Genomic DNA, 23,152 nt, shown 5'->3' with positions numbered 1-23,152 from the left:
CACATGCCCCGTGAACCCGTCGAGCTGACTCCCTCCGAGGTGTCGGCGCGCTCCGGCGTCGCGGTCTCGGCGCTGCACTTCTACGAGCGCCAAGGGCTGATCACCAGCACGCGCTCGGCCGGCAACCAGCGTCGCTACCGGCGCAGCGTGCTGCGGCGCATCGCCTTCATCCGTGTCTCGCAACGCGTCGGCATCTCGTTGGGCGACATCGCCGACGCCCTTTCCACCCTGCCGGACGGTCGCACCCCGACCAAGGCCGACTGGGCCCGCCTGAGCCGCAGGTGGCAGGACGACCTCGAGGCTCGGATCGAGCAGCTGCAGCGGCTGCGCGAGGACCTCACGGGGTGCATCGGGTGCGGCTGCCTGTCGTTGCGCTCCTGCTCGCTGAACAACCCTGACGACGCGTTGGCGGCCGAGGGGCCCGGCCCGCGACGCCTGCTGGTGACCGGCGATGGCTGAGCCGAACGCAGACCACACGTGGCCCAGCCACGTCTGGTACGTCTCCTACGGGTCGAACCTGTGGTCGACCCGGCTCGCCTGCTACCTCGAGGGTGGCACGCCACCGGGCGGAGGCCGGCCCAACCCGGGGGCCCGCGACAGCACGCCCCCGAAGCGGTCGGTGGCCGTCGACCTGCCCGGCACCTTGTACTTCGCGGGCGACTCCCCCCAGTGGGGCGGCGGCGTGGCGTTCTACGACCACCTGGCCCCCGACTTCACCGCGGCTCGCGCCTACCTCGTGACCGCGCAGCAGTTCGCGGACATCGCTGCCCAGGAGATGTACCGCGACCCGGTCGAGGCAGACCCCTTGGCCGACCTGGTCCTCGCTCCCCTGCCCGACGGGCGGCACGCGACCGGACCGGGCGTCTACGAGACGCTGGTGGACGTCGGAGAGCTGGACGGCCGACCCCTGCTGACCTTCACGTCCCCCCACGGCGCCCACGAGACGGACCACACGACCCCGTCACCGGCCTACCTCGCCACCCTGGCCGAGGGCCTGCGGGAATCCCGCGACTGGACCGACCACCAGATCGCGCACTACCTGTCGACCCGGGTACCGAATTTTGCGGGCACAGACACCGAATCGCCCCCCGGAAACGGTGCTTGAACCCGCAAAATTTGGGGCATCTCAGCCGAGGTCGAGGGCGAGGAGGTCGTCCTCGGTCTCGCGGCGCACGATGAGGCGGGCCTCGCCGTCGCGGACGGCGACGACGGCGGCACGTGGCACGTGGTTGTAGTTGCTGGCCAGTGACCGGCAGTAGGCACCGGTGCCGGGCACGGCGAGCAGGTCGCCGGCCCGGACGTCGCTGGGCAGGAACTCGTCCTTGACCACGATGTCGCCGGACTCGCAGTGCTTGCCGACCACGCGGCTGAGCACCGGCTGCGCGTCGGAGACGCGCGACGCGAGCGTGCACGAGTAGTCGGCGCCGTACAACGCGGGCCGGATGTTGTCGCTCATGCCGCCGTCGACCGACACGTATCGCCGCGAGGCACCACCATCGAGCCCCACCGACTTGACCGTGCCCACCTCGTACAGCGTGAACGTGGACGGACCGGCGATGGCGCGCCCCGGCTCGATCGACAGCTGCGGCACGGCGATGCCCATGGCCGCGCACTCGTCGTCGACGATCTTGAGCATGCCGCGGGCGAGGTCGTCGGGGGTGGAGGGGTCGTCCTGGGTGGTGTAGGCGATGCCGAAACCGCCGCCGAGGTCGAACTCCGGCGGCGTGATGCCGAGCTCGTCGATGATCTGGGCGTGCAGGCGCAGCACCCGGCGTGCGGCGACCTCGAAGCCGTCGGTCACGAAGATCTGCGAGCCGATGTGCGAGTGAAGGCCCAGCAGCTCCAGTCCCGGAGCGGCCACCACCCGGCGCACGGCGTCGAGAGCCGCGCCGTCGGAGATGGAGAAGCCGAACTTCTGGTCCTCGTGCGAGGTGGAGATGTACTCGTGCGTGTGCGCCTCGACACCGGCCGTGACGCGCACCATCACCCGGGCCGTGACACCGAGCTCGGCGGCGATGTCGGACAGCCGGCCGATCTCCTCGACCGAGTCGATGATGATGCGTCCGATACCTGCCTCGACCGCACGGCGCAGCTCGGCGACGGACTTGTTGTTGCCGTGCAGGGCAATGTGCTCGGTCGGGAACTGCGCCTTCAGGGCGACCGCCAGCTCGCCGCCGGTGCACACGTCGAGCTTCAGGCCCTCCTCGGCCACCCAGCGCGCCGTGGCGACGCACAGGAAGGCCTTGCCCGCGTAGTAGACGTCGGCGTCGGGAAACGCGTCGCGGAACGACCGGGCGCGAGCGCGGAAGTCGTCCTCGTCGACGACGTACGTGGGGGTGCCGAACTCCGCCGCGAGGTCGGCGACCGACTCCCCCGCGACGGTGAGCACGCCGTCGACCTTGGACACGTTCTGCGACCACAGGTGGTCCACCAGCTGGTTGGAGTCGTCAGGACTCTTCAGCCACGCGGGACCGCGATCGCCGGACTGGCCGTGCAGGGCACCTGCCTCGTGGGAGCGCATCGTCGTCACATCCGCTCTGGTGCTGACACGCCCAGGAGGGCGAGCCCGTTGGCGATGACCTGCCGGGTGGCGGCGACCAGCACCAGACGTGCTCGATGCAGGTCGGTGACGTCCTCGTCGCCCTTGGGCAGCACGTGGCACACGTCGTAGAACTTGTGGAAGGCGGCCGCCGTGTCCTCCAGGTACCGAGCCACCCGGTGCGGTTCACGCAGATCGGCGGCCCGCGCGACGATGCGCGGGAACTCTGCCAGGGCACGCAGCAGGGCACCCTCCTGGTCGGCGCCGAGCTGCGCCGGGTCGTAGCCCGCCGGATCGACGTCGATGCCGAGGTCGGCAGCGTTGCGCAGGATCGAGCTGAGCCGGGCGTGGGCGTACTGGACGTAGAACACCGGGTTGTCGCTGGTCTGCTTCGACCACAGGTCGAGGTCGAGGTCGATCGAGGTGTCGGTGGAGTAGCGCGCCAGCGCGTAGCGGGAGGCATCGACACCGATGGCGTCGACGAGATCCTCCAGCGACACCACGGTGCCGTTGCGCTTGCTCATCCGCAGCGGCTCGCCGTCCTTGAGCAGGTTGACCAGCTGGCCGATCAGCAGCTCGAGGTTGACCCGGGGGGTGTCGCCGAACGCGGCGCACATCGCCATCATGCGCGAGACGTAGCCGTGGTGGTCGGCGCCGAGCATGATCAGGCAGCGATCGAACCCGCGCTCGCGCTTGTCGAGGTAGTAGGCGAGGTCACCGGAGATGTAGGCGGGCTCGCCGTCGGACTTGATGACCACGCGGTCCTTGTCGTCGCCGAAGTCCGACGTGCGCAGCCAGCGGGCACCCTCGCGGTCGTACATCATGCCGAGCTCGTCGAGACGGGCGATCGCACGGTCGACCGCACCGGACTCGTGCAGGTCGTTCTCGTGGAAGAACACGTCGAAGTCGACACCGAACTCGTGCAGGCTCGCCTTGATCTCGGCGAACATCAGCTCGGTGCCATGGGCGCGGAAGGTCTCGAGCGCCTCGGCGTCGGGCAGCTCGGCCGCGCCCGGCACCTTGGCGACGATGTCGGCCGCGATGTCGTGGATGTACTGACCCCCGTACCCGTCCTCGGGGGCCTGTTCGCGGCGGGCGGCGGCCAGCAGCGAGCGGGCGAACCGGTCGATCTGCACGCCGTGGTCGTTGAAGTAGTACTCGCGGGTGACGTCGGCGCCGGCGGCCGTGAGGATGCGGCCGAGCGAGTCGCCGACGGCTGCCCACCGCACGCCGCCGATGTGGATCGGTCCGGTGGGGTTGGCGCTGACGAACTCCAGGTTGACCCTCTGCCCGCTGAGCGCGTCACCGTGGCCGTAGGCGTCACCGGCTGAGACCACCTGGCCGGCGAGCGCGCCCTGGGCACCTGCGGCGACCCGGATGTTGAGGAAGCCCGGACCGGCGATCTCGGCACTCGCGATGCTGTCGGACGAGGCGAGACGGTCGGCGAGCAGCTGCGCGAAGTCGCGCGGATTCATGCCGGCCTTCTTGCCGAGCTGGAGAGCGATGTTGGTGGCGTAGTCGCCATGCTCCTTGACCTTCGGCCGCTCGACGACCACGGTCGCGGGCACGCCGTCCGGGAGCGTCACCGACCCGGCGTCGACGAGCGCGGTGAGGGCATCGACGATCGCGGCGGAGAGCTGTTCGGGGGTCACCGACCCAGCGTATCGGGGCGTGTGGACGTGGAACGACCCACAGGGTCGCGCAGTTCTTCGAGCGTCACGTGCGACGTGTCGAGGAGCGCGGACCGAGCGGACACTCGGCATCCCTGTGGGTCGGGTGGCTGCTGGAATTCGCCAGCCAGTCCGGGAACGGACGTCCGACTAGCGGACAGCCACCTCACTTGTCCAAGAGCTGTTCATTCTTGGGACCACCTCCTCTCCGTGTGAGGAAAGCGTACGTCCGGCGGAGGGCCCGCTCAAGAGCCCAGAGTCACGATGTGGCGCGACCGGACCGGGCGGTGATCGCGCGGTGCAGCTCGACGACGAGCTCGTCCGGGTCGAAGGGCTTGACCAGGAAGTGGTCGATCCCGGCGTCGGTGGCTCTCTGGATGTCCGCGGGGTGGTTCTGGGTCGTCACCATGACGATGGCGATGTTGGCCGTGCGCGGCTCGGCCCGCAGCGCCGCGACCGTCGAGATGCCGTCCATGCGCGGCATCATCACGTCGATCGTGATCGCGTCGGGAAGCGCGTCGGCCGACGCGAGCTGCTCGATGCAGTCGGCACCGTCCACGGCCTCGTCGACGGTGAAGCCGGCCAGCTCCAGATTCGTCCTGATCAGCAGGCGGATGGACTCCGTGTCGTCGACCACCAGCACTCTGGGCATGAGCCTGACGGTAGCGGTCGTGCGATAGGCTCACACGACAGATGGCCAGATTGGTATAGCGACAGGTTCGCACCGTTCGGGCCCCCGTAGCTCAGGGGATAGAGCACCGCCCTCCGGAGGCGGGGGCGCAGGTTCGAATCCTGCCGGGGGCACCACCACTGCGGCGTCAGACCGGGCGGCACCGGCGCTCTCATGCCCGGGCGCGCATGCGTTCGATCGAGGGGTGCTGCGGGTCGTCGTGCGCGATGACGATGGAGGCCCGACGCTTCGGATCCTGCTCCGCGAGGTACAGGCGACAGGCCGCCATGTAGCGCTGCTCGTACGCCGCACGAGCGGCATCGTCGCCTCCGAGCGCCTCGGCGTCCCGGGCCACACCTCGGGCCAGCGGCGCATCCTCGACGGCGTCGAGGAAGACGACGTCGTCCCACAGACCACGCAGGTCGTCACGCTGGATGAACGTGGCGGCGAACAGGACCACCGCGTTCGACGGCGCCGTCTTGACCTCGTCCTCGATGACCTCGTCGGTGGCGAGGTCGTGCACGCGCACCGCGTACTCCAGGGAGCCGCCGGGGCCCAACGGCCGGAGCACCCTTCTCCCCACCGCGTCCAGGTCGTAGGCGTCGTCGTAGTACCCCCGCGCGGGATCGGTGGAGTTGCGTCTGCGTCGGGTTTGCACGTGATGGAATCCGTCCGAGTCGATCACGACGACTGGGCGGCCGCCAGCGGCGATCGCCGTCGCGAGGTCCGCGGCGAAGGTGGTCTTGCCGACGCCACACACTCCGTCGACACCCACCCTCCAGGGGTGGTCGGACTCGATCGCGCACAGAGCACCGGCCACCTCGGCAATGACGCTCGTCCGTCGATCCATGCGTCGATGGTGTCAGCCCGTGGTGAGGTCGCGCCGCCGGAAGACGGCCAGCCCACCCGCGGCGACCAACACGGCGATCACGGCGAGCACCAGCAGCGGTCCACCCGTGAACGACTCCAGCGGCATCCGGGCCACGTGGGCGAACGGCGAGAGGTCGGTGACGGCCTGCGGCACGTGCACCAGCGGGCCGAAGTACCCGACGAAGATGCAGAACCCCACCACCACCCACGCCAGGTTGACCCAGCGTGGCCGACGTGCGAATCCCAGCCCGGCCAGAGCCACCACCACGGCGACCGCCGGCAGGTACGTGAGGTGGGCCAGCAGCACCTGCGGGACCCGACCAGCGTCGCCGAGCACGGCGGCGGTCGCGAGCCCCATGCCCAGCCCGGACGCCACCAGCACCGACGTCACCGCGATCATCGCCGACGTCAGACCGGCGCCCATCCAGCGCCACCGGCTGGCCGCGGTCGCCAGCACGACCTCGGCGCGTGACGAGCCCTCCTCACTGGTCAGGCGGTGCACCACGACGACGCCGCAGCAGGCGGCCAAGGTCGCGTCGAAGAACACCATGACCGACACGAACCCGTCGAGCAGCTGGGCCCGATCGCCCCCGAGCACGACGAGCAGGTCGTTGGGCAGGCTCGAGAACGACGTCTGCACCGTCTCGGCCAGCGACCCGTAGAGCAGACCCACGAGCCCGACGCCCACGGTCCAGCCGATGACGACGGACCGCTCGAGCCGCAGCGCCAGGGACCATGGCGACGACAGGCGCGGCGACGCGGTCGGTCGACCGAGCCGGGCCGCGAGCAACCCGGCGCCGACGTCGCGCCGCTGCTGCAGCAGAGCTCCGGCGACGACACCCACCATGGCCAGCACCAGGCAGGGAAGCAGCGGCCACAGTCGGCCGTCGACGAAGACCCGCGTCTGCTGGGCCCACGCGAACGGGGAGAACCACGACAGGGCGCTCCCGTGCTCGCCGAGCACGTCACCGACCCCGCGCACCACCACGGCCAACCCGATGATCGCGCTGCCCAGGGCCGAGGCGCCGCGGGAGTACTCCACGACCTGCACCACGACGGCGGCCAGTCCGGCGAAGGCGAGACCCAGCGCAGCCACGGAGGCGCCGAACAGCATCGCTCCCGACGCGGGGAGCGAACCGGCCAGCGCCGCCGCGACCAGCACGGCCAGCACCACGTCGCCGACCACAGCGAGCAGCGACGCCGCGGCGAGCGCCGCGTGCCGACCCACGACTCCGGCGCGCACCAGCTCGGTGCGCCCGGCCTCCTCGTCGGCGCGGGTGTGGCGCACCACGAGCAGCACGTTCATGAAGGCGACCGCGATCAGGACGTAGAAGCCGTAGACGGCGGCGAACACCGATGCGTGCGTCGGCGCGGCGAGACCGTAGCCGGGGCCGCTCATGATGGTGCCGGCCGGTCCCTGCACGAACGACACGATCGGCCCGAGGTCGGCCTCGGTCGGATAGGCGATGTCGAGGGCCGCGACGCAGTAGCCCGCGAACGCGGTGATCGCCAGGATCCAGACCGGCAGCCTGATCCGGTCGCGCCGCACGGCCAGGCGCAGCAGCGTCCCGGTGCCGGCCAGACCGTTCATGCCTCGGCTCCGGTGTCGCCGTACTGACGCAGGAACAGCTCCTCCAACGACGGCGGATTACTCACCACCGCGACGATCTCGGCGTCGGCCAGCGCGCGCATCACCTCGGCCGTGTGCTCGCCGTCGAGGGCGAACGCGACCTGGTCGCCGTCGACGCGGAAGTCGTGCACACCCGTCATGCGCCCGACGCCCGACGCGTCGCCGCGGACCGTCGCGGACACGCTGCAGCGGGTCAGGTGGCGCAGCTCGGACAGCCGCCCGGCCTGCACCGTGGCGCCCGCACGGATGATGGTGACGGTGTCGCACAGCTTCTCGACCTCGGCGAGGATGTGGCTGGACAGCAGCACGGTGCGGCCCTCCGCCTTGAGCTCGCCCACCACCGACTGGAACTCGGCCTCCATCAGCGGGTCGAGGCCCGACGTCGGCTCGTCCAGCACGTACAGCTCGACGTCGGACGCCAACGCCGAGATGAGCGCGACCTTCTGCCGGTTGCCCTTGGAGTAGGTGCGCGCCTTCTTGCGGGGGTCCAGCTCGAATCGTTCGACCAGCGCGTCGCGGCGCGCGACGTCCACCGTCCCGCGGAGCCGGCACAACACGTCGATGGCCTCTCCCCCGGTGAGGTTGGGCCACAAGGTGACGTCACCCGGCACGTAGGCGAGGCGGCGGTGCAGGGCCACGGCGTCGTGCCACGGATCGCCACCGAGCAGCCGGACCTCGCCGCCGTCGGCGCGCAGCAGACCGAGCAGCACCCGGATGGCGGTGGACTTGCCGGCTCCGTTGGGCCCGAGGAACGCGGCGACCTCACCGGAGCGAACGGTGAGGTCCAGCCCGTCCAGCGCTCGCACGTCTCCGAACGACTTGGTCAGGCTGCTGATCTCGATCACGGACGACATGGTCCCGATTGTGCCTCCACCGCGCGGCGAGGAGTCAACGTGGCGTGATGCCTCGTTGCCGCATCACGGCGCGCACGACGTGGGTGTAGCCGGTCGGCAGCAGGCGGGCCAGCACGTCCTGTGCCCGACCGTCGGAGATGAAGATGCGCCCGCGGTTCTTGAGCACACCGCTGAGGATGATCTCGGCAGCACGGTCAGCCGAGGTGCCCTTCTGCAGCATCTCGTGGAACTTCTGCGTGGAGCTGTCGTGGTAGTCCGCGTGCAGCGTGATGTCCGTGGCCACGGCCCCGGGGTGGACCGTGTGGAACGTCAGGTTCTTGATGCCGCGGATGCGGTGCTCGGCGCGCAGGGCGTCGGTGAATCCGCGCACGGCGAACTTGGTCGTGCAGTACGGGATCAGGTACGGCGCCGCGAGGATGCCCTGCGAGCTCGAGAGGTTGACCACCGCCGCCTCGGGTCGCTCGATCAGGTGCGGGTAGCAGCGCTGGGTGGTGTGGATGACACCCCAGTAGTTGACGTCGGTGATGCGCTGGAAGTCCTCCGGCGTCAGCTCGGCGAAGGTGCGGTCGCCCAGCGCGATGCCGGCGTTGTTGATCAGCAGGTCGACGTGCCCGAACCGCTCGATCACCTGCTCCACGAAGGCATCGATCGCGGTCCGATCGGCCATGTCGACCGTCGCGGCGAGGTGATCGGCGCCCATCTGCTGCAGCTGCTGCTCGGTCGCCTCCAGGTTCGCGATGTCGCAGAACGCCACGGTGGCACCCGCGTGGGCGAGCTGGTTGACCAGTGCGTTGCCGATGCCGGTGCCGCCGCCACCGGTGACGATCGCGACCTTGCCCTCGAAGCTCTTCACGGCTCTCCTCGTTGGGTGACCCTGGGTGACAGCCGCCGAGCCTAACCGCTGCGACACCCCTGCGACGACGAACAGGCGTACTGTCGCAGCACAGCGCTGCCCAGGCGCTACATCAAGGGAACCCCATGAGCGCCACGTCGCCACGTCAGGGAATGTCAACGAAGTCCGGCACGTCCGTCGAGGAAGAGCGCTGAAGCCCGTCGGGAACGACCCGGCCCACGGAACCACCCTTCGCACGATCGGCGTCATCGGCTCCTCGGCCAAGGAGAACGAGCACCGGCTGCCGATCCATCCGGCGCACCTGGCCGCGCTCGACCCGGATCTGCGAGCCTGCATCACGCTCGAGCACGGGTACGGCGCTCGGTTCGGCTACGACGACGACGAGCTCGTGGACCTGGTCGCCGGCATGGCGTCACGCGACCAGCTGGTGTCCGACTCCGACGTCGTCCTGCTGCCGAAGCCGCAGCTGGCCGACGTGGCGGCGATGAGGACCGGATCGACCCTGTGGGGATGGCCGCACTGCGTCCAGGATCCCGCGCTCACCCAGGTGGCGATCGACCGCCAGCTGACGCTCATCGCGTTCGAGGCGATGAACCACTGGACCCACGACGGGGGTGTCGGCCTGCACGTCTTCCACAAGAACAACGAGCTCGCCGGCTACTCCTCGGTCATCCACGCGATGCAGCTGGCCGGCATCACCGGCGACTACGGGCGACGCCTCTCGGCCGTCGTCATCGGCTTCGGCGCCACCGCCCGCGGTGCGGTGACCGCCCTCAACGCGCACGGGGTGCACGAGGTGGCGGTGCTCACCAACCGACAGGTCGCCGCCGTCGGCTCGCCGATCCACTCGGTGCGCATCCGCCAGTTCGACCTCGAGCCCGACGGCCGGTCGATGAGCGTCATCACCGAGCGCGGGCGCGAGCCGCTGGCGGCCTACCTCGCCGAGAACGACATCGTCGTGAATTGCACCCTGCAGGATCCGCTGGCACCCGTCACGTACCTGACCGGCAGCGAGGTCGAGGCGTTCCGACGAGGAAGCGTGATCGTCGACGTGTCGTGCGACGAGGCCATGGGGTTCAGCTGGGCTCGTCCGACCGGCTTCGACGACCCGACCTTCGAGGTCGGCGACCACGTCCTCTACTACGCGGTGGACCACAGTCCCTCGTACCTGTGGTCGTCGGCGACGTGGGACAACAGCGCGGCGCTCACGCCGTTCCTGCGCACCGTGCTGTCCGGGGCCGAGTCGGTGCAGGCCGACGAGACGCTGAGGCGGGCCACCGAGATCCGCGACGGACACGTCCTGAACCCGGCCATCCTCACCTTCCAGGGCCGCACGACCGATCACCCGCACGCGGCGCTCCCGTGATGCCCTGTCCCGGTCAGACGCATCGACCTGCTGATGCGCGACGGACCAGTCGCCGGTCTGTGGACCCGAACGATCGAGGCCACCACCGCCGACGTGCGGGTGGTCGGTGTGCCCGTCATCACGGGGTCGCGCAGACGCGCCATCGAGCGCGAGGCGAACGCATTCGGGGCCTTTGTCGGACGTGACGTGCGACTCACCATCTCTCACTGAGAATTCAGGGCGGATCGGACACGGCACCTGCCGCCCACGCCGTGGCGTGTCGCGCTAATGTGGGTACCGGATCAGCAAGCGCACCAGCAACACGACGGAAGAGGCGATCGAGGCCGTGGCCGAGACCTCACAGGACACTCCCACCCCAGACTTCGGAACCAACCAGTGGCTGGTCGAGGAGATGTACGACAGGTACTCGGACGACCCCACTTCGGTCGACGCCGCCTGGGCCGACTTCTTCGCCAAGGGGGGCACCGCCGACGGCTCCGAGCCCTCGAACGGCACCTCGCCGTCGAACGGCACGTCGCCGGAGCCCGCGGCCGACACGACAGAGCCCGCCGCGAAGACCGAGCCCGCCGACAAGGCTGAGCCTGCGAAGAAGGCTGCTCCCGAGAAGGCTGCACCCACTGCCAAGCAGCCGGCCGCCAAGGAGCCTGCTCCCAAGCCCGCGCCCGACAAGACCGGTGCGGACAAGAGCGGTGCCGACAAGAGCAGTGCCGACAAGAGCAGTGCCGACACCTCCGGCTCCGACAAGCAGGGTCCCGGCGAGGTCGAGAAGGTCGTGCTGCGCGGCGCTGCCGCCCGCACCGCCCAGAACATGGACGCCAGCCTCGAGGTCCCCACCGCCACCAGCGTGCGGTCGGTCCCGGTCAAGCTGCTGTTCGACAACCGCACCGTCATCAACAACCACCTCGCCCGCGCCCGCGGCGGCAAGGTCTCGTTCACGCACCTGATCGGCTACGCCGTCGTCAAGGCCGCCGCCGCCATGCCGGAGATGAACACCGGCTACGAGACCAACGACAAGGGCAAGCCGGTCCAGCTCAAGCCCGAGCACGTCAACTTCGGTCTCGCCATCGACCTGCAGAAGCCCGACGGGTCGCGCCAGCTGCTGGTGCCGTCGATCAAGGCCGCCGAGACGATGACGTTCGCGCAGTTCTGGTCCGCCTACGAGACCATGGTCAAGAAGGCCCGCGACGGCAAGCTCGAGGTCAGCGACTTCCAGGGCACCACGCTCTCGCTGACCAATCCCGGTGGCATCGGCACCAACCACTCGGTGCCGCGCCTCATGGCCGGGCAGGGCGTCATCGTCGGCGTCGGTTCGATGGACTACCCGCCGGAGTTCCAGGGCGCGTCCGAGCACACCATCGCGCAGATGGCGATCTCGAAGATGATGACGCTCACCTCCACCTACGACCACCGCGTCATCCAGGGCGCGCAGTCCGGTGAGTTCCTCAAGCGCATCCACCAGATGCTGCTGGGCGAGGAGGGCTTCTACGACGAGATCTTCCGCGCCCTCAAGATTCCCTACGAGCCGATCCGCTGGGCGCAGGACATCGCGGTCAGCCACGACGACGAGGTCCACAAGCAGGCCCGCGTCCTCGAGCTGATCCACGCGTTCCGCGTGCGCGGCCACCTGATGGCCGACACCAACCCGCTCGACAGCACCCCCCGCATCCACCCCGACCTCGACACCGCGTCGCACGGCCTCACGCTGTGGGACCTCGATCGCGAGTTCGCCACCGGCTCGTTCGGCAACGGCAAGCGGTTCATGAAGCTGCGCGAGATCCTCGGCATCCTGCGTGACTCCTACGCCCGCACCATGGGCGTGGAGTACATGTACATCCAGGAGCCCGAGGAGCGCACCTGGTTCCAGGAGCGCATCGAGCGCCCCCACACCAAGCCTCCGCGCGAGGAGCAGTTGCGCATCCTGCAGAAGCTCAACCAGGCCGAGGCGTTCGAGACCTTCCTGCAGACCAAGTTCGTCGGCCAGAAGCGCTTCAGCCTCGAGGGCGGCGAGACCACCATCCCGCTGCTCGACGAGATCTGCGAGGGGGCTGCCGCCGACGGCCTCGAGGAGGTCTGCATCGGCATGGCCCACCGCGGCCGCCTCAACGCGCTGGTCAACATCGCCGGCAAGAAGGCCAGCCAGGTGTTCCGCGAGTTCGAGGGCAACATCGATCCCCGTACCGTGCAGGGCTCCGGCGACGTCAAGTACCACCTGGGCGTCGAGGGTGAGTTCACCTCCGACAACGGCGACACCATCAAGGTCTCGATCGCGGCCAACCCGTCGCACCTGGAGGTCGTCGACCCGGTGCTCGAGGGCATCACCCGCGCCAAGCAGGACCGCCTCAACCGCGGCGAGGAGTTCCCCGTGCTGCCCGTGCTGGTGCACGGCGACGCGGCCTTCGCCGGTCAGGGTGTCGTGGCCGAGACGATGAACCTGTCGAAGCTGCGCGGCTACCGCACCGGCGGCACCATCCACGTCATCGTCAACAACCAGGTCGGCTTCACCACGTCGCCGTCCTCGTCGCGCTCGTCCACGTACTGCACCGACGTCGCCCGCATGATCCAGGCGCCGGTGTTCCACGTCAACGGCGACGACCCCGAGGCGTGCATCCGCGTGGCGCAGCTGGCGTACGAGTACCGCCGCACGTTCCACAAGGACATCGTCATCGACCTGGTCTGCTACCGCCGACGCGGCCACAACGAGGGCGACGACCCCAGCTTCACCCAGCCGCTGATGTACGACACGATCAACGCCAAGAAGTCGGTGCGCAAGCTCTACACCGAGGCGCTGGTCGGACGTGGCGACATCACGCTGGAGGAGGCCGAGGCTGCGCTGACCGACTACCAGGCGCAGCTGGAGCGCAACTTCGTCGAGGTCAAGGAGGCCAACGCCGATCCGGCGTACACGCGCACCCCTGACTACCCGGAGAAGCCCGAGCACAGCGGCGAACTGGTCACCTCGGTGTCCCCCGAGATGCTCAAGGCGATCGCCGACTCGTACACCGCCGTTCCCGAGGGGTTCACGGTGCACCCCAAGGTGCTGCCGCAGCTGCAGCGTCGCGCCGCGTCCATCACCAGCGGCCCGATCGACTGGGGCACCGGCGAGATCATCGCCATGGGCGCACTGCTCGCCGACGGTCGCCCGGTGCGGATGGCCGGGCAGGACAGCCGACGCGGCACGTTCACCACGCGCTTCGCCACGGTCATCGATCGCGAGAACGGTGAGGAGTGGACCCCGCTGGCGCACGTCAGCGAGGACCAGGCCCCGTTCTACATCTACGACTCCCTGCTCAGCGAGTACGCCGCCCTCGGCTTCGAGTACGGTTACTCGGTGGCGCGGCCCGAGGCGCTCACCTTGTGGGAGGCGCAGTTCGGCGACTTCGTCAACGGGGCCCAGTCGGTCATCGACGAGTACATCTCGGCCGGTGAGACCAAGTGGGGGCAGAAGTCGGGCGTCGTCCTGCTCCTCCCCCACGGCTACGAGGGCCAGGGTCCCGACCACTCCTCGTCGCGCATCGAGCGCTTCCTGCAGCTGTGCGCCGAGGACTCCATGACCGTGGCCCAGCCGTCCACGCCGGCGTCGTACTTCCACCTGCTGCGCCGCCAGGCCTTCGAGGACGAGCACCGTCCGCTGATCGTGGCCACCCCCAAGTCGATGCTGCGCAACAAGGCCGCCGTCTCGATGCCCGACGACTTCACCAGCGGGTCGTTCCGTCCGGTCATCGGCGACGAGACCGTCGACGCCGACCAGGTCGAGCGCGTGCTGGTCTGCTCGGGCAAGGTCTACTGGGACCTGGTCGCACAGCGCGACAAGCGCGAGGAGGGCTCGTCGCGGACGGCCATCGTGCGCATGGAGCAGCTGTACCCGCGCCCGGTCGACGAGCTCAACGCCGAGGTCGCCCGCTACACGAAGGCCACCGAGGTCCGCTGGGTCCAGGACGAGCCCGCCAACCAGGGTCCGTGGCCGCACATCGCGCTGCACCTCAGTGGCGAGTTCGGCGGTCTCCCGCTCACCCGGGTCTCGCGCCCGGAGTCGTCGACGACCGCGGTGGGCTCCCACAGCCGCCACGTCACCGAGCAGGCCCAGCTGATGGACCTCGCGTTTTCCTGAGCCGAGCGAGCGCAGCGAGCGAGCGCTCAGAAACGCCAGCGCAGCGTGAGGGTCACCGCGCCGCAGGCGCGCCGACTCCGGCGCGGAGCGCTCACGCTTCGCTGGCGCGTCCTGACGCTCCGGGCGCTAGCGGCCTGCGGTCAGGACGACCTTGCCGAAGACCTCGCCGTCCTTGACCGCACGGATGCCGTCGGCGGCCTGCTCCATCGGTAGCACCCGCTCGACGAGCGGCTCGACGCCCCGGTCGGCCATGAAGCGGGCGAGAGCGTCCAGCTCGTCGCGGGTGCCCATGGTGGAGCCGTGGATCCTCAGCTGGCGGAAGAAGATGTGCCGCAGCTCGCCGACCTCGAGGTCGCCTGAGGTGGCGCCCGAGGTGACCAGCGTGCCGCCGGGACGCAGCGACTTGATCGAGTGCGACCAGGTGGCGCGGCCGATGGTCTCCATCACCGCGTCGACCCGCTCGGGCAGACGCTCACCGGACGCGAACGCCTCGTGCGCACCGATGCGCACGGCCCGTTCCCGGCTCTCGGCGTCCCGGCTGGTCACCCACACGCGGTAGCCGGCGGCGCGGGCCAGCATGATCAACGAGGTCGACATGCCGCCGCCGGCGCCCTGGACCAGCACCGTGTCGCCCTCGGCCAGGTCGACCTGGGTGAAGAGCATGCGGTAGGCCGTCAGCCAGGCCGTCGGCAGGCACGCCGCCGCCTCGAAGGACAGCCCGGTCGGCTTGGGCACGACGTTGCGGGCCGGCACCACGACGGACTCGGCGAACGTGCCCTGGTGCTTCTCCGACAGCAGCGTGCGCTCGGGGTCGAGCGTCTCGTCGCCGGTCCAGTCCGGGCTGCTGATCACGCCGTGCACGATGACCTCATTGCCGTCGGCGTCGAGCCCGGCGGCATCGCAGCCCAAGATCATCGGCAGGTAGCGGTCCTTCAGGCCCACCCCGCGCAGGCTCCAGACGTCGTGGTGGTTGACCGAGGCCGCACGCACCTGCACCTTCGCCCAGCCGTCGGGCACCTCCGGCTCGGGGCGTTCGCCGACCACCAGCGCGTCCAGGGGGTCGTCACGATCCGGACGCTCGACGTAGACGGCGAACACGACAGCGCTCGGCTCAGTAGGGCCGGCGCGCGACGCCTTCGCGGCGCGCCGTGTCGGTGACGGCCTTGCACACCGCATTCGACACGCGCGCGTCGAACGGCGACGGGATGACGTAGGACTCCGAGAGGTCGTCGCCGACCAGGTCGGCGATGGCGTGGGCCGCGGCCAGCTTCATGCCCTCGGAGATCACGGTCGCGCGCACCTCCAGGGCTCCGCGGAAGATGCCCGGGAACACCAGCACGTTGTTGATCTGGTTCGGGAAGTCCGACCGGCCGGTCGCGACCACGCGCGCGTGCCGGGCCGCGACGTCCGGGTGCACCTCGGGATTCGGGTTGGCCATCGCGAACACGATCGCGTCGGACGCCATGCGTGCCACGGCGGCCTCGGGGACCGTCCCACCGGAGACGCCGATGAAGACGTCGGCACCGTCGAGCGCGTCCTCGATGGTGCCGGGCTTGGCCCATGCCCCGGTGTCGGCGGCGATCCACTGCTTGACGACGTTGCTGCCGAGGTCCGTGCGGCCGGGGTGGATGACTCCGGAGCGGTCGACGACGGCGATCTTGACGACGCCGGCTGCGCGCAGGATCTTGGCGATCGCGACGCCGGCGGCACCGGCTCCGGAGATGACGACCCTGAGCTCGGACAGGTCACGGTCGGTGAGCCGGGCCGCGTTGATGAGGGCCGCGAGGGTCACCACGGCGGTGCCGTGCTGGTCGTCGTGGAAGACCGGGATGTCGAGGCGCTCGATCAGCTGCCGCTCGATCTCGAAGCAACGCGGACTCGAGATGTCCTCGAGGTTGATGCCGCCGAACGACGGCGCCAGGCGGACGACCGTCTCGACGATCTCGTCGACGTCCTGGGTGTCGAGGGCGATCGGGATGGCGTCGACGCCGCCGAACTGCTTGAACAGCACCGCCTTGCCCTCCATGACCGGCATCGAGGCGGCCGGGCCGATGTCACCCAGCCCCAGCACGGCCGTGCCGTCGGTGACGACGGCGACGGTGTTGGAGACCCAGGTGTACTCGTGGGCGACCTCGGGGTCGGCCGCGATCGCCTCGCACACCCGCGCCACGCCGGGCGTGTAGGACATCGAGAGGTCGTCGGCGTCGCGCAGCGGCACCGTCGCGGCGATCTGCATCTTGCCGCCGCGGTGCAGGGCGAACACCGGATCCGATGGATCCGGCATGTCGAGAGGGAGGTCAGAGTCGATGTGAGGGGCAACCATGCTGGCTTCGTCCGAAGAACGGGGGATCTGGTGGTCTCGACGATCCGGCCCGGATCGTCGGACCAGCGTCGTCGGCGCGGCTCGCGATGAGCGCGTGGCCGCAGCAGTAGGGGCGGATCACGCCCGTCGGTCAGTCTCTCACACGGGAGCTCAGCGACGGCCCGAGGCCAGGGACCGGGTGACCGGTGGAGCGAGCAGGCACCCCAGCACCACGACGGCGGGCAGTGCGACGGCCGCCGCCAGCCCGGGCTGATCGCGCAGATTGGTGGCCACCAGCACCTGCAGGATCTGCGTGACGACCACCGGACTGCGCGCGACCGCGTGGCCGAGCAGCAGGAATCGGATCGCCACGACCTGCGCAACGGCGTAGCCCGCGAGGATCACCGCGACGCCTATGCCGCTGCCGATCCGGTCCGACGACATGTCGAGCAGGTCCAGGATCGCCAGCACGATCAGCACCAACGCCTCGGCCAGCACCACCGATCCGGCCACCAGCAGCAGGGTGCGGGCCGTTCCCATGGGCGTGGTCGTTCGCTCGTCGTCGCTCACGGGGGAAGTCTAGGGGCGTGGCTGTGTGATCCATCAGACAGCAGACTGGTGGGCCGTGGCCCTTGTCCGGTCATGGAAAGGCTGGGACGATGGACCCACCGCCACGTGCACGGCCCACAAGGCCGCGTACTGGCACGCAACCGAACGGGAAGGAGTGTCCCATGGACTGGCGCCACAAATCCGCCTGCCTCGATGAGGACCCCGAACTCTTCTTCCCCATCGGCAACACCGGCCCCGCCATCTTGCAGATCGAAGAGGCGAAGGTGGTGTGCCGCCGCTGTGACGTTCGAGACCAGTGCCTGCAGTGGGCCTTGGAATCAGGACAGGACCACGGTGTCTGGGGAGGCTTGAGCGAGGACGAACGTCGCACGCTGAAGCGCCGCAACGCCAGGGCCCGCATCCGCACCGCCTGACGGTCGGATCGAGCCCGAAGCAACGCTACGTATCGGAGAACCCCGCGACGCCTCCCCGGAGGCAGAGCGGGGTTCGGCGTTTCCGGGGTCGGTTTTCCGGGGGTCGGTGAACCTCGTCAGACGACCAGCGAGATCGCCACGGTGGTGCCGCCCAGCCGGTTCTGCTCGAAGTCCAGGGTGCCGCCGAGCTCGCTCTCGACCAGCGTCGACACGATCGACAGGCCCAGGCTGCGGGTGTCGGCGAAGCCGTCCGGAAGCCCCCGCCCGTCGTCGGTCACGCGGAGGCGCAAGCGGTCACGAATGCGATTCACCGCGAGCGTGACGGTACCCGTGGTCCGGCTCGACGGGTCGTAGCCGTGGGTCACCGCGTTCTGCACCAGCTCGGTGATGACCATGGCCAGCGGTGTCGCCACCGTGCCGGGCAACGAGCCGAACGATCCGATCCGTTCGGCGGTCAACTGCGCGTCGCCGCTGGCGGCCAGGTCCATGACGCTGGCCAGCAGACCGTCGGCGACCTCGTCGAACTCCACGAAGTCGCCGAACGAACGACTGAGCGTCTCGTGCACCAGCGCGATCGACGCCACCCGGCGCTCGGCCTCCTCCAACGCCACGCGCGCCTCGGGCAGCTGCGAGCGACGCGCCTGCATGCGCAGCAGGGCCGCCACCGTCTGCAGGTTGTTCTTGACCCGGTGATGGATCTCGCGAATGGTCGCTTCCTTCGACACCAGCTCTCGCTCGCGCAGGCGCAGCTCGGTGACGTCGCGCAGCAGGATCAGGTTGCCGTCGCGGCCGGTCTCGGACCGCAGCGGCATGACCCGGGCCATCAGCGATGCCGACGCGTTCTCGAGGTCCGCCTCTCCGGCGTCGTCTCCGTCGAACAGCCCCAACGGGCCCCGATCCGTCGGCCGGCGGTCGACCAGCGCCGTCGCGACCTCGCCGAGGTGCGTGCCGATCAGGTCGCCGGTCAGGCCCAGCCGACGGAAGGCGGACAAGGCGTTGGGGCTGGCGTACCGGACCAGCCCGTCCACACCGGTGCGCACGAAGCCGTCGCCCACCCGCAACGAGTCGGCCAGCTCTGATCGCCGTCCCGGGAGCGGGAACTCACCGCGCGCGACCATGGCCACCAGCGTCTCCGCTGCGTCCTGGTAGGCACCTTCGAGTGCGCTGGAGGTGCGGGCCACCGCCACGGCGCTGCGGCGGGCCACCACCGCGAACGGGGCCGCGTCACGTCGCACCGGCACCGCCTCGACCCGCACCGTCGGTCCGTCGGCGAGATCCTCCACGTCCTCGGTCTGCGACTGACCCGTGGCGAGGGTCCGGTCCAGCAGTCCGGAGCGGCCCGACGGCACGAACGAGCCGGCGACGTCCTCGAGGAGCGTGGTGGGGCCGGTGGTGGGGCGGATCTGCGCCCCGGCCCACATCCCGCGCGACTCGGCGTCCGGGATCCACAGCACGAGATCGGAGAACGACAGGTCGGCGATGATCTGCCAGTCGGCGACCAGAGCGTGCAGCCAGTCGACGTCGTCAGGCGTCAGCGACGTCTGGAAGCGCGCGATGTCGCCGAGGGAGGGCACGGTCCCATCTTGGCAGGGCGCCTCCTCGCGGCCGATTGGCCACGCGGCCGGTGGGACATACGATGACGGCGTGTCCGAGGCGTACTGGCAGTCCGTGATGCAGCAGGGCATGGACGTGCCCGCCGATCGGCCGCTCAACGAGTCGACCGTCGACCTCGTGGAGATGCTCGGGCACCCGAACCCCCGCTGGCGCGAGGACCTCGCCTACCCGCTCCTGACCACCTGGATCACCAAGGGCACCTACGACGACCTGCTGTCCGGCCTGGGCGACGGCGTCGTGCCGGGGCTGCGCTACGGACTGGGCAACGACGGCGACATGTCGGTGCTGCGGCGCTCCTACAGCGCCCTGATGCTGGCCGAGATCATCGGCCGCGACAACAACGAGCACCTGCTGTCGGCCGAGTCCGTGCTCGACTGGGGCGACCACGCCACCGCCTGGTACACCCGCGAGCAGGATCACCGCGGCTGGATCCCCGAGCAGGGCTGGGCCAACGCCATCGCCCATGGCGCCGACCTGCTGGCCGCGCTCGCCCGGTCCCGGCACTTCGGTCGCCTCGAGCTGACCGTCCTGCTCGACGTGATCGCCGACCGGGTGCTCACCCCCACGGCCTACATCTGGCGCCACGGCGAGGACGACCGCCTCGCCTACGCCGTCATGACGCTGCTGCACCGCAACGCGCTCGACCCGAGCATCGTCGAGCCGTGGCTGGCCCGACTCGGCGACGGCATCAAGCCGCCACGCACCCGAGGTCATCTCGAGGCCGAGTGGCCGTCGCCGGCCGTGCGCAACACGTCGTCGTTCCTGCGTGCCCTGCACCTGCAGCTGGCCCTCGGAGTGCAGGGCCGTGACGATCTCGCGGCCGACGCCGAGCTGTTCGCCGAGCAGCCGGCGCACCGCGCCGATCTGCTGCTGGCGGTGCTGGACCAGATCCGGGCCGAGCAGCCGTGGCTCTACCGTGCCACCACCCGGGCCAAGCCCTTCTCCTGACGGCTCAGGATTCGCCCTCGGCCGCGATGCCCCCGCGGTCCAGTAGCGTGCTGGCCATGAGTGATGAGGACACCACGCAGCCCGCCGGACCCGAACGAGAGGGCCACTCTGCCGCCGAACGTGCAGGGCACGGTGGCATCCACGCCGTCGACGTCGCACGCGCCCACGGGGTCGAGGCCATGTTCACACTCTCCGGGGCTCACGTGTTCCCGATGTACGACGCCGCGGTCAAGGCTGAGCCGGCGATGCCGATCATCGACGTGCGGCACGAGCCGTCCGCGGTGTTCGCCGCCGAGGCCGTCGGCAAGCTGACCCGCACTCCCGGCCTGGCCGTCCTCACCGCGGGCCCGGGCGTCACCAACGGCGTCAGCCCGATCGCGCAGGCACACTTCGCCGGCTCGCCGCTCGTCGTGGTCGGCGGCCGCGCACCCGCTGGTCGCTGGGGCACCGGCAGCCTGCAGGAGCTCGACCACCCGCCGATCGTGGAGACGGTGTCGAAGTCGGCCACCACGGCGCACATGGTCGACGACATCGCGCCGACCATGGACGAGGCCTTCACGCTCGCCGGGTCGTCGCACCGTGGGCCCACGTTCGTCGACGTGCCGATGGACCAGTTCTTCAACTCCACGACCGTGACCACGCAGTCGACGGGCAACACCACCGCCCCGATCGAGCCGGACGCCGACGCACTGGGCGCCATCGCCCGACTGCTGGCCGACTCCACGGCTCCGGTGCTCGTGCTCGGCACCGACGTCTGGGCCGACCGGGCCGAGGAGGCTGCGCTCGCCTTCGTCACCGAGACCGGCATCCCGGTCATCGCCAACGGCATGGGCCGCGGGATCGTGCCCGGGGGTCACCCGCAGCTCGTCACCAAGGCGCGCTCGGTCGCCTTCAATGCCGCCGACCTGGTGATCGTCGTCGGCACTCCGCTGGACTTCCGTCTCGGCTACGGCATCTTCGGCGGCAAGGAAGGCACGACGCCGGCCAAGACCGTGCACATCGCCGACTCCCCCGGCCAGGTGTCCACGCACGCAGCCATGGCCGCGTCGGCCGCAGGTGACCTCACGCTGGTGTTCACCGGCCTCCTGCAGGCGCTGCAGAGCACGGCCGGATCGCGGCCGGACTGGAGTGGCTGGCTCAATGGGCTGCAGGCCGAGGTCGCTGCCGCCACGGAGCGCGACAACGCACTGCTGGGCGCCGACGCAGACCCGATCCACCCAGCTCGGATCTACGGCGAGCTGCTCCCCCGCCTGGCCGACGACGCCGTCGTCATCGGCGACGGCGGCGACTTCGTGTCGTTCGCCGGGAAGTTCGTCGAGCCCAAGCGTCCCGGCGGCTGGCTCGATCCCGGACCGTACGGCTGCCTGGGCGCCGGCATGGGCGCGGCGATGGCCGCCCGCATCACCCGGCCGTCCAGCCAGGTCGTGCTGCTGTACGGCGACGGCGCGGCCGGCATGTCCTTGATGGACGTCGACACCCTGGTGCGCCACGACCTGCCGGTCGTGATGGTGGTGGGCAACAACTCCGCCTGGGGCCTGGAGAAGGGACCCATGCAGTTCCTCTACGGCTACGACGTCGCGGCCGACCTCGCTCCCGACACCCGCTACGACCAGGTGGTCACGGCGCTGGGCGGCGGCGGCGAGCGGGTCACCGATCCCAACGAGATCGGTCCCGCCCTCGACCGCGCCTTCGCGTCCGGCGTGCCCTACCTGGTCAACGTCATGACCGACGTCAACGCGATGTACCCCCGCAACACCACCGGCATCTGACGGAGCCGAACGAGTGCAACGAGTGAGCGATCCGCGCCCATGAGCTCCGACCTGGTCATCCGGGAGGCGAGGCCGGACGAGCTCGCCGCCGTCGGTGAACTGACGGTGGCCGGCTACGACGCCGACGGGTACCTGCGCCTGTCCGACGGCAGCTACGACCACGGGTACGCCGCCTGGCTGCGTGACGCGGCCGGGCGCGCGGCCGGGAGCGTGCTGCTCGTCGCCGTGGCCGGCGATCGCCTGCTGGGAACCGTCACCTGGTGCCCCCCGGGCTCACCGGACCGCCAGACGTCCGCGCACGACCACCAGGGCGAGTTCCGCACCCTCTCGGTCGGCCCGGACGCCCGACATCTGGGCGTGGGTCGAGCTCTCGTCAGCGCCTGCATGCAGCGTGCCGCGGACGCCGGTCTGACCGAGATGACCCTGTGCTCGTTGCCCGAGATGCAGCCGGCGCACCGGCTGTACGAGTCGTTCGGATTCGTCCGGCAGCCCGATCTGGACTTCTCGCCCGAGCCCGGAGTGGACCTGTGGGGCTTCGCCGCCCCTGTCGCGCACATCTCCTGACACCACGGCCGATACCGTGGGCCACATGTCCCCCAGCACTCACACCGTCACCCGCACCGTCACGGACGCAGACACCGCTCGCGCCGTGGGCAGTGGCGACCTGGACGTGCTGGCCACCCCGGTCCTGATCGCGTGGTGCGAAGCGGCCACGTGCGCGGCTCTCGACCTGACCGCCGAGCAGACCAGCGTGGGCATCCGCATCCAGATCGCCCACCTCGCCGCCAGTGCGATCGGCACGGAGGTCACCGCCACGGCCGAGGTGGAGGTCGTGGACGATCGCCGCGCTCGCTTCTCGGTCAGCGCCAGCGATGCTTCCGGCAACGAGCTTGCCCGCGGCACCGTCGAGCGCGCGATCGTGGACCGTGAGCGGTTTCTGGCTCGACTCTGACGTGTGGGAGACTGGGACGTCTAC

21 protein-coding genes and 1 tRNA gene are annotated in these 23,152 nt (G+C 70.1%); 11 read left to right on the top strand and 11 right to left on the bottom strand.

The features are described from left to right. The first annotated feature begins 3 nt into the window (after positions 1 to 3). Together soxR and AC0L5F_RS15390 are read left to right on the top strand one after the other, a co-directional pair. A complete protein-coding gene (gene soxR, locus AC0L5F_RS15395; RefSeq protein WP_473314300.1) occupies positions 4 to 459 on the top strand; it encodes a redox-sensitive transcriptional activator SoxR in 456 nt (151 codons plus the stop codon). Further along, on the top strand, positions 452 to 1,105 hold the full coding sequence (locus tag AC0L5F_RS15390) for a histone deacetylase (protein ID WP_473314299.1): 654 nt from the start codon (positions 452 to 454) through the stop codon (positions 1,103 to 1,105). Before soxR ends, AC0L5F_RS15390 begins: the two co-directional genes overlap by 8 nt. A gap of 21 nt (positions 1,106 to 1,126) precedes the next feature. Here AC0L5F_RS15390 and lysA read toward each other — a convergent pair whose 3' ends face one another. The 3 genes from lysA to AC0L5F_RS15375 form a co-directional block, all read right to left on the bottom strand. Next, complete coding sequence (lysA, locus tag AC0L5F_RS15385; protein ID WP_473314298.1) at positions 1,127 to 2,521, bottom strand: diaminopimelate decarboxylase; 1,395 nt, start codon at positions 2,519 to 2,521, stop codon at positions 1,127 to 1,129. A 5-nt stretch (positions 2,522 to 2,526) separates the two neighbouring features. Next, entirely contained in the window at positions 2,527 to 4,191 is a 1,665-nt protein-coding gene (gene argS, locus AC0L5F_RS15380) for an arginine--tRNA ligase (protein ID WP_473314297.1), read from the bottom strand. Positions 4,192 to 4,468: 277 nt separating this feature from the next. Continuing rightward, entirely contained in the window at positions 4,469 to 4,861 is a 393-nt protein-coding gene (locus AC0L5F_RS15375) for a response regulator (RefSeq protein WP_473314295.1), read from the bottom strand. An 80-nt stretch (positions 4,862 to 4,941) separates the two neighbouring features. Here AC0L5F_RS15375 and AC0L5F_RS15370 point away from each other — a divergent pair. Continuing rightward, a tRNA-Arg gene (locus AC0L5F_RS15370) sits at positions 4,942 to 5,016 on the top strand. 35 nt (positions 5,017 to 5,051) lie between these two features. Here AC0L5F_RS15370 and AC0L5F_RS15365 read toward each other — a convergent pair. From AC0L5F_RS15365 to AC0L5F_RS15350, 4 genes are read right to left on the bottom strand one after another with little or no spacing between them, the layout of a single operon-like run. Beyond that, a complete protein-coding gene (locus AC0L5F_RS15365; protein ID WP_473314294.1) occupies positions 5,052 to 5,729 on the bottom strand; it encodes a nucleotide-binding protein in 678 nt (225 codons plus the stop codon). 12 nt (positions 5,730 to 5,741) lie between these two features. Continuing rightward, the gene (locus AC0L5F_RS15360; protein WP_473314293.1) at positions 5,742 to 7,340 is read right to left on the bottom strand and encodes an ABC transporter permease; all 1,599 of its coding nucleotides are present in this window, start codon (positions 7,338 to 7,340) and stop codon (positions 5,742 to 5,744) included. Continuing rightward, a complete protein-coding gene (locus AC0L5F_RS15355; protein ID WP_473314292.1) occupies positions 7,337 to 8,233 on the bottom strand; it encodes an ABC transporter ATP-binding protein in 897 nt (298 codons plus the stop codon). Before AC0L5F_RS15355 ends, AC0L5F_RS15360 begins: the two co-directional genes overlap by 4 nt. A 34-nt stretch (positions 8,234 to 8,267) precedes the next feature. Next, positions 8,268 to 9,086 carry an SDR family NAD(P)-dependent oxidoreductase gene (locus tag AC0L5F_RS15350; protein ID WP_473314291.1) on the bottom strand — a complete coding sequence of 273 codons (819 nt, stop codon included), beginning with the start codon at positions 9,084 to 9,086 and terminating at the stop codon, positions 8,268 to 8,270. A 190-nt stretch (positions 9,087 to 9,276) separates the two neighbouring features. On the opposite strand from AC0L5F_RS15350, the gene AC0L5F_RS15345 reads away from it, so the two are divergent. From AC0L5F_RS15345 to AC0L5F_RS15335, 3 genes are all read left to right on the top strand, one after another. Further along, on the top strand, positions 9,277 to 10,452 hold the full coding sequence (locus tag AC0L5F_RS15345) for a N(5)-(carboxyethyl)ornithine synthase (protein WP_473316204.1): 1,176 nt from the start codon (positions 9,277 to 9,279) through the stop codon (positions 10,450 to 10,452). Positions 10,453 to 10,485: 33 nt separating this feature from the next. Next, positions 10,486 to 10,662, top strand: coding sequence for a hypothetical protein (locus AC0L5F_RS15340; RefSeq protein WP_473314290.1), 177 nt, complete (start codon positions 10,486 to 10,488; stop codon positions 10,660 to 10,662). A gap of 115 nt (positions 10,663 to 10,777) precedes the next feature. Next, on the top strand, positions 10,778 to 14,560 hold the full coding sequence (locus tag AC0L5F_RS15335; protein ID WP_473314289.1) for a multifunctional oxoglutarate decarboxylase/oxoglutarate dehydrogenase thiamine pyrophosphate-binding subunit/dihydrolipoyllysine-residue succinyltransferase subunit: 3,783 nt from the start codon (positions 10,778 to 10,780) through the stop codon (positions 14,558 to 14,560). A 126-nt stretch (positions 14,561 to 14,686) separates the two neighbouring features. On the opposite strand, the gene AC0L5F_RS15330 is transcribed toward AC0L5F_RS15335, so the two are convergent. The 3 genes from AC0L5F_RS15330 to AC0L5F_RS15320 all read right to left on the bottom strand — a co-directional run bounded on the left by AC0L5F_RS15330 (position 14,687) and on the right by AC0L5F_RS15320 (position 17,432). Further along, the gene (locus AC0L5F_RS15330; protein ID WP_473314288.1) at positions 14,687 to 15,658 is read right to left on the bottom strand and encodes a zinc-binding dehydrogenase; all 972 of its coding nucleotides are present in this window, start codon (positions 15,656 to 15,658) and stop codon (positions 14,687 to 14,689) included. A gap of 13 nt (positions 15,659 to 15,671) precedes the next feature. Next, the gene (locus AC0L5F_RS15325) at positions 15,672 to 16,844 is read right to left on the bottom strand and encodes an NAD(P)-dependent malic enzyme (RefSeq protein WP_473314287.1); all 1,173 of its coding nucleotides are present in this window, start codon (positions 16,842 to 16,844) and stop codon (positions 15,672 to 15,674) included. A gap of 189 nt (positions 16,845 to 17,033) precedes the next feature. Next, complete coding sequence (locus AC0L5F_RS15320; protein ID WP_473314286.1) at positions 17,034 to 17,432, bottom strand: hypothetical protein; 399 nt, start codon at positions 17,430 to 17,432, stop codon at positions 17,034 to 17,036. Between the two features lie 161 nt (positions 17,433 to 17,593). On the opposite strand from AC0L5F_RS15320, the gene AC0L5F_RS15315 reads away from it, so the two are divergent. Beyond that, positions 17,594 to 17,845: a WhiB family transcriptional regulator gene (locus AC0L5F_RS15315; protein ID WP_423844924.1), complete on the top strand. Its 252-nt coding sequence runs from the start codon at positions 17,594 to 17,596 to the stop codon at positions 17,843 to 17,845. A 116-nt stretch (positions 17,846 to 17,961) separates the two neighbouring features. Here AC0L5F_RS15315 and AC0L5F_RS15310 read toward each other — a convergent pair whose 3' ends face one another. Next, complete coding sequence (locus tag AC0L5F_RS15310) at positions 17,962 to 19,419, bottom strand: sensor histidine kinase (RefSeq protein ID WP_473314285.1); 1,458 nt, start codon at positions 19,417 to 19,419, stop codon at positions 17,962 to 17,964. A gap of 70 nt (positions 19,420 to 19,489) precedes the next feature. Here AC0L5F_RS15310 and AC0L5F_RS15305 point away from each other — a divergent pair, with 70 nt between their 5' ends. The 4 genes from AC0L5F_RS15305 to AC0L5F_RS15290 are packed head-to-tail and all read left to right on the top strand — an operon-like array spanning position 19,490 to position 23,128. Continuing rightward, positions 19,490 to 20,407, top strand: coding sequence for a DUF2785 domain-containing protein (locus AC0L5F_RS15305; protein ID WP_473314284.1), 918 nt, complete (start codon positions 19,490 to 19,492; stop codon positions 20,405 to 20,407). A 56-nt stretch (positions 20,408 to 20,463) separates the two neighbouring features. Continuing rightward, positions 20,464 to 22,176 carry an acetolactate synthase gene (locus tag AC0L5F_RS15300; RefSeq protein WP_473314283.1) on the top strand — a complete coding sequence of 571 codons (1,713 nt, stop codon included), beginning with the start codon at positions 20,464 to 20,466 and terminating at the stop codon, positions 22,174 to 22,176. Between the two features lie 39 nt (positions 22,177 to 22,215). After that, positions 22,216 to 22,740, top strand: a complete 525-nt coding sequence (locus AC0L5F_RS15295) for a GNAT family N-acetyltransferase (RefSeq protein WP_473314282.1) — start codon at positions 22,216 to 22,218, stop codon at positions 22,738 to 22,740. 25 nt (positions 22,741 to 22,765) lie between these two features. Beyond that, entirely contained in the window at positions 22,766 to 23,128 is a 363-nt protein-coding gene (locus tag AC0L5F_RS15290) for a thioesterase family protein (RefSeq protein ID WP_473314281.1), read from the top strand. The last annotated feature ends 24 nt before the right edge of the window (positions 23,129 to 23,152 follow it).

This window comes from Aeromicrobium sp. 10G20-16 (genome assembly GCF_055809665.1).
Note: the sequence above shows the minus strand (reverse complement) of the source record. Positions and strands in the feature narration are given on the sequence as shown.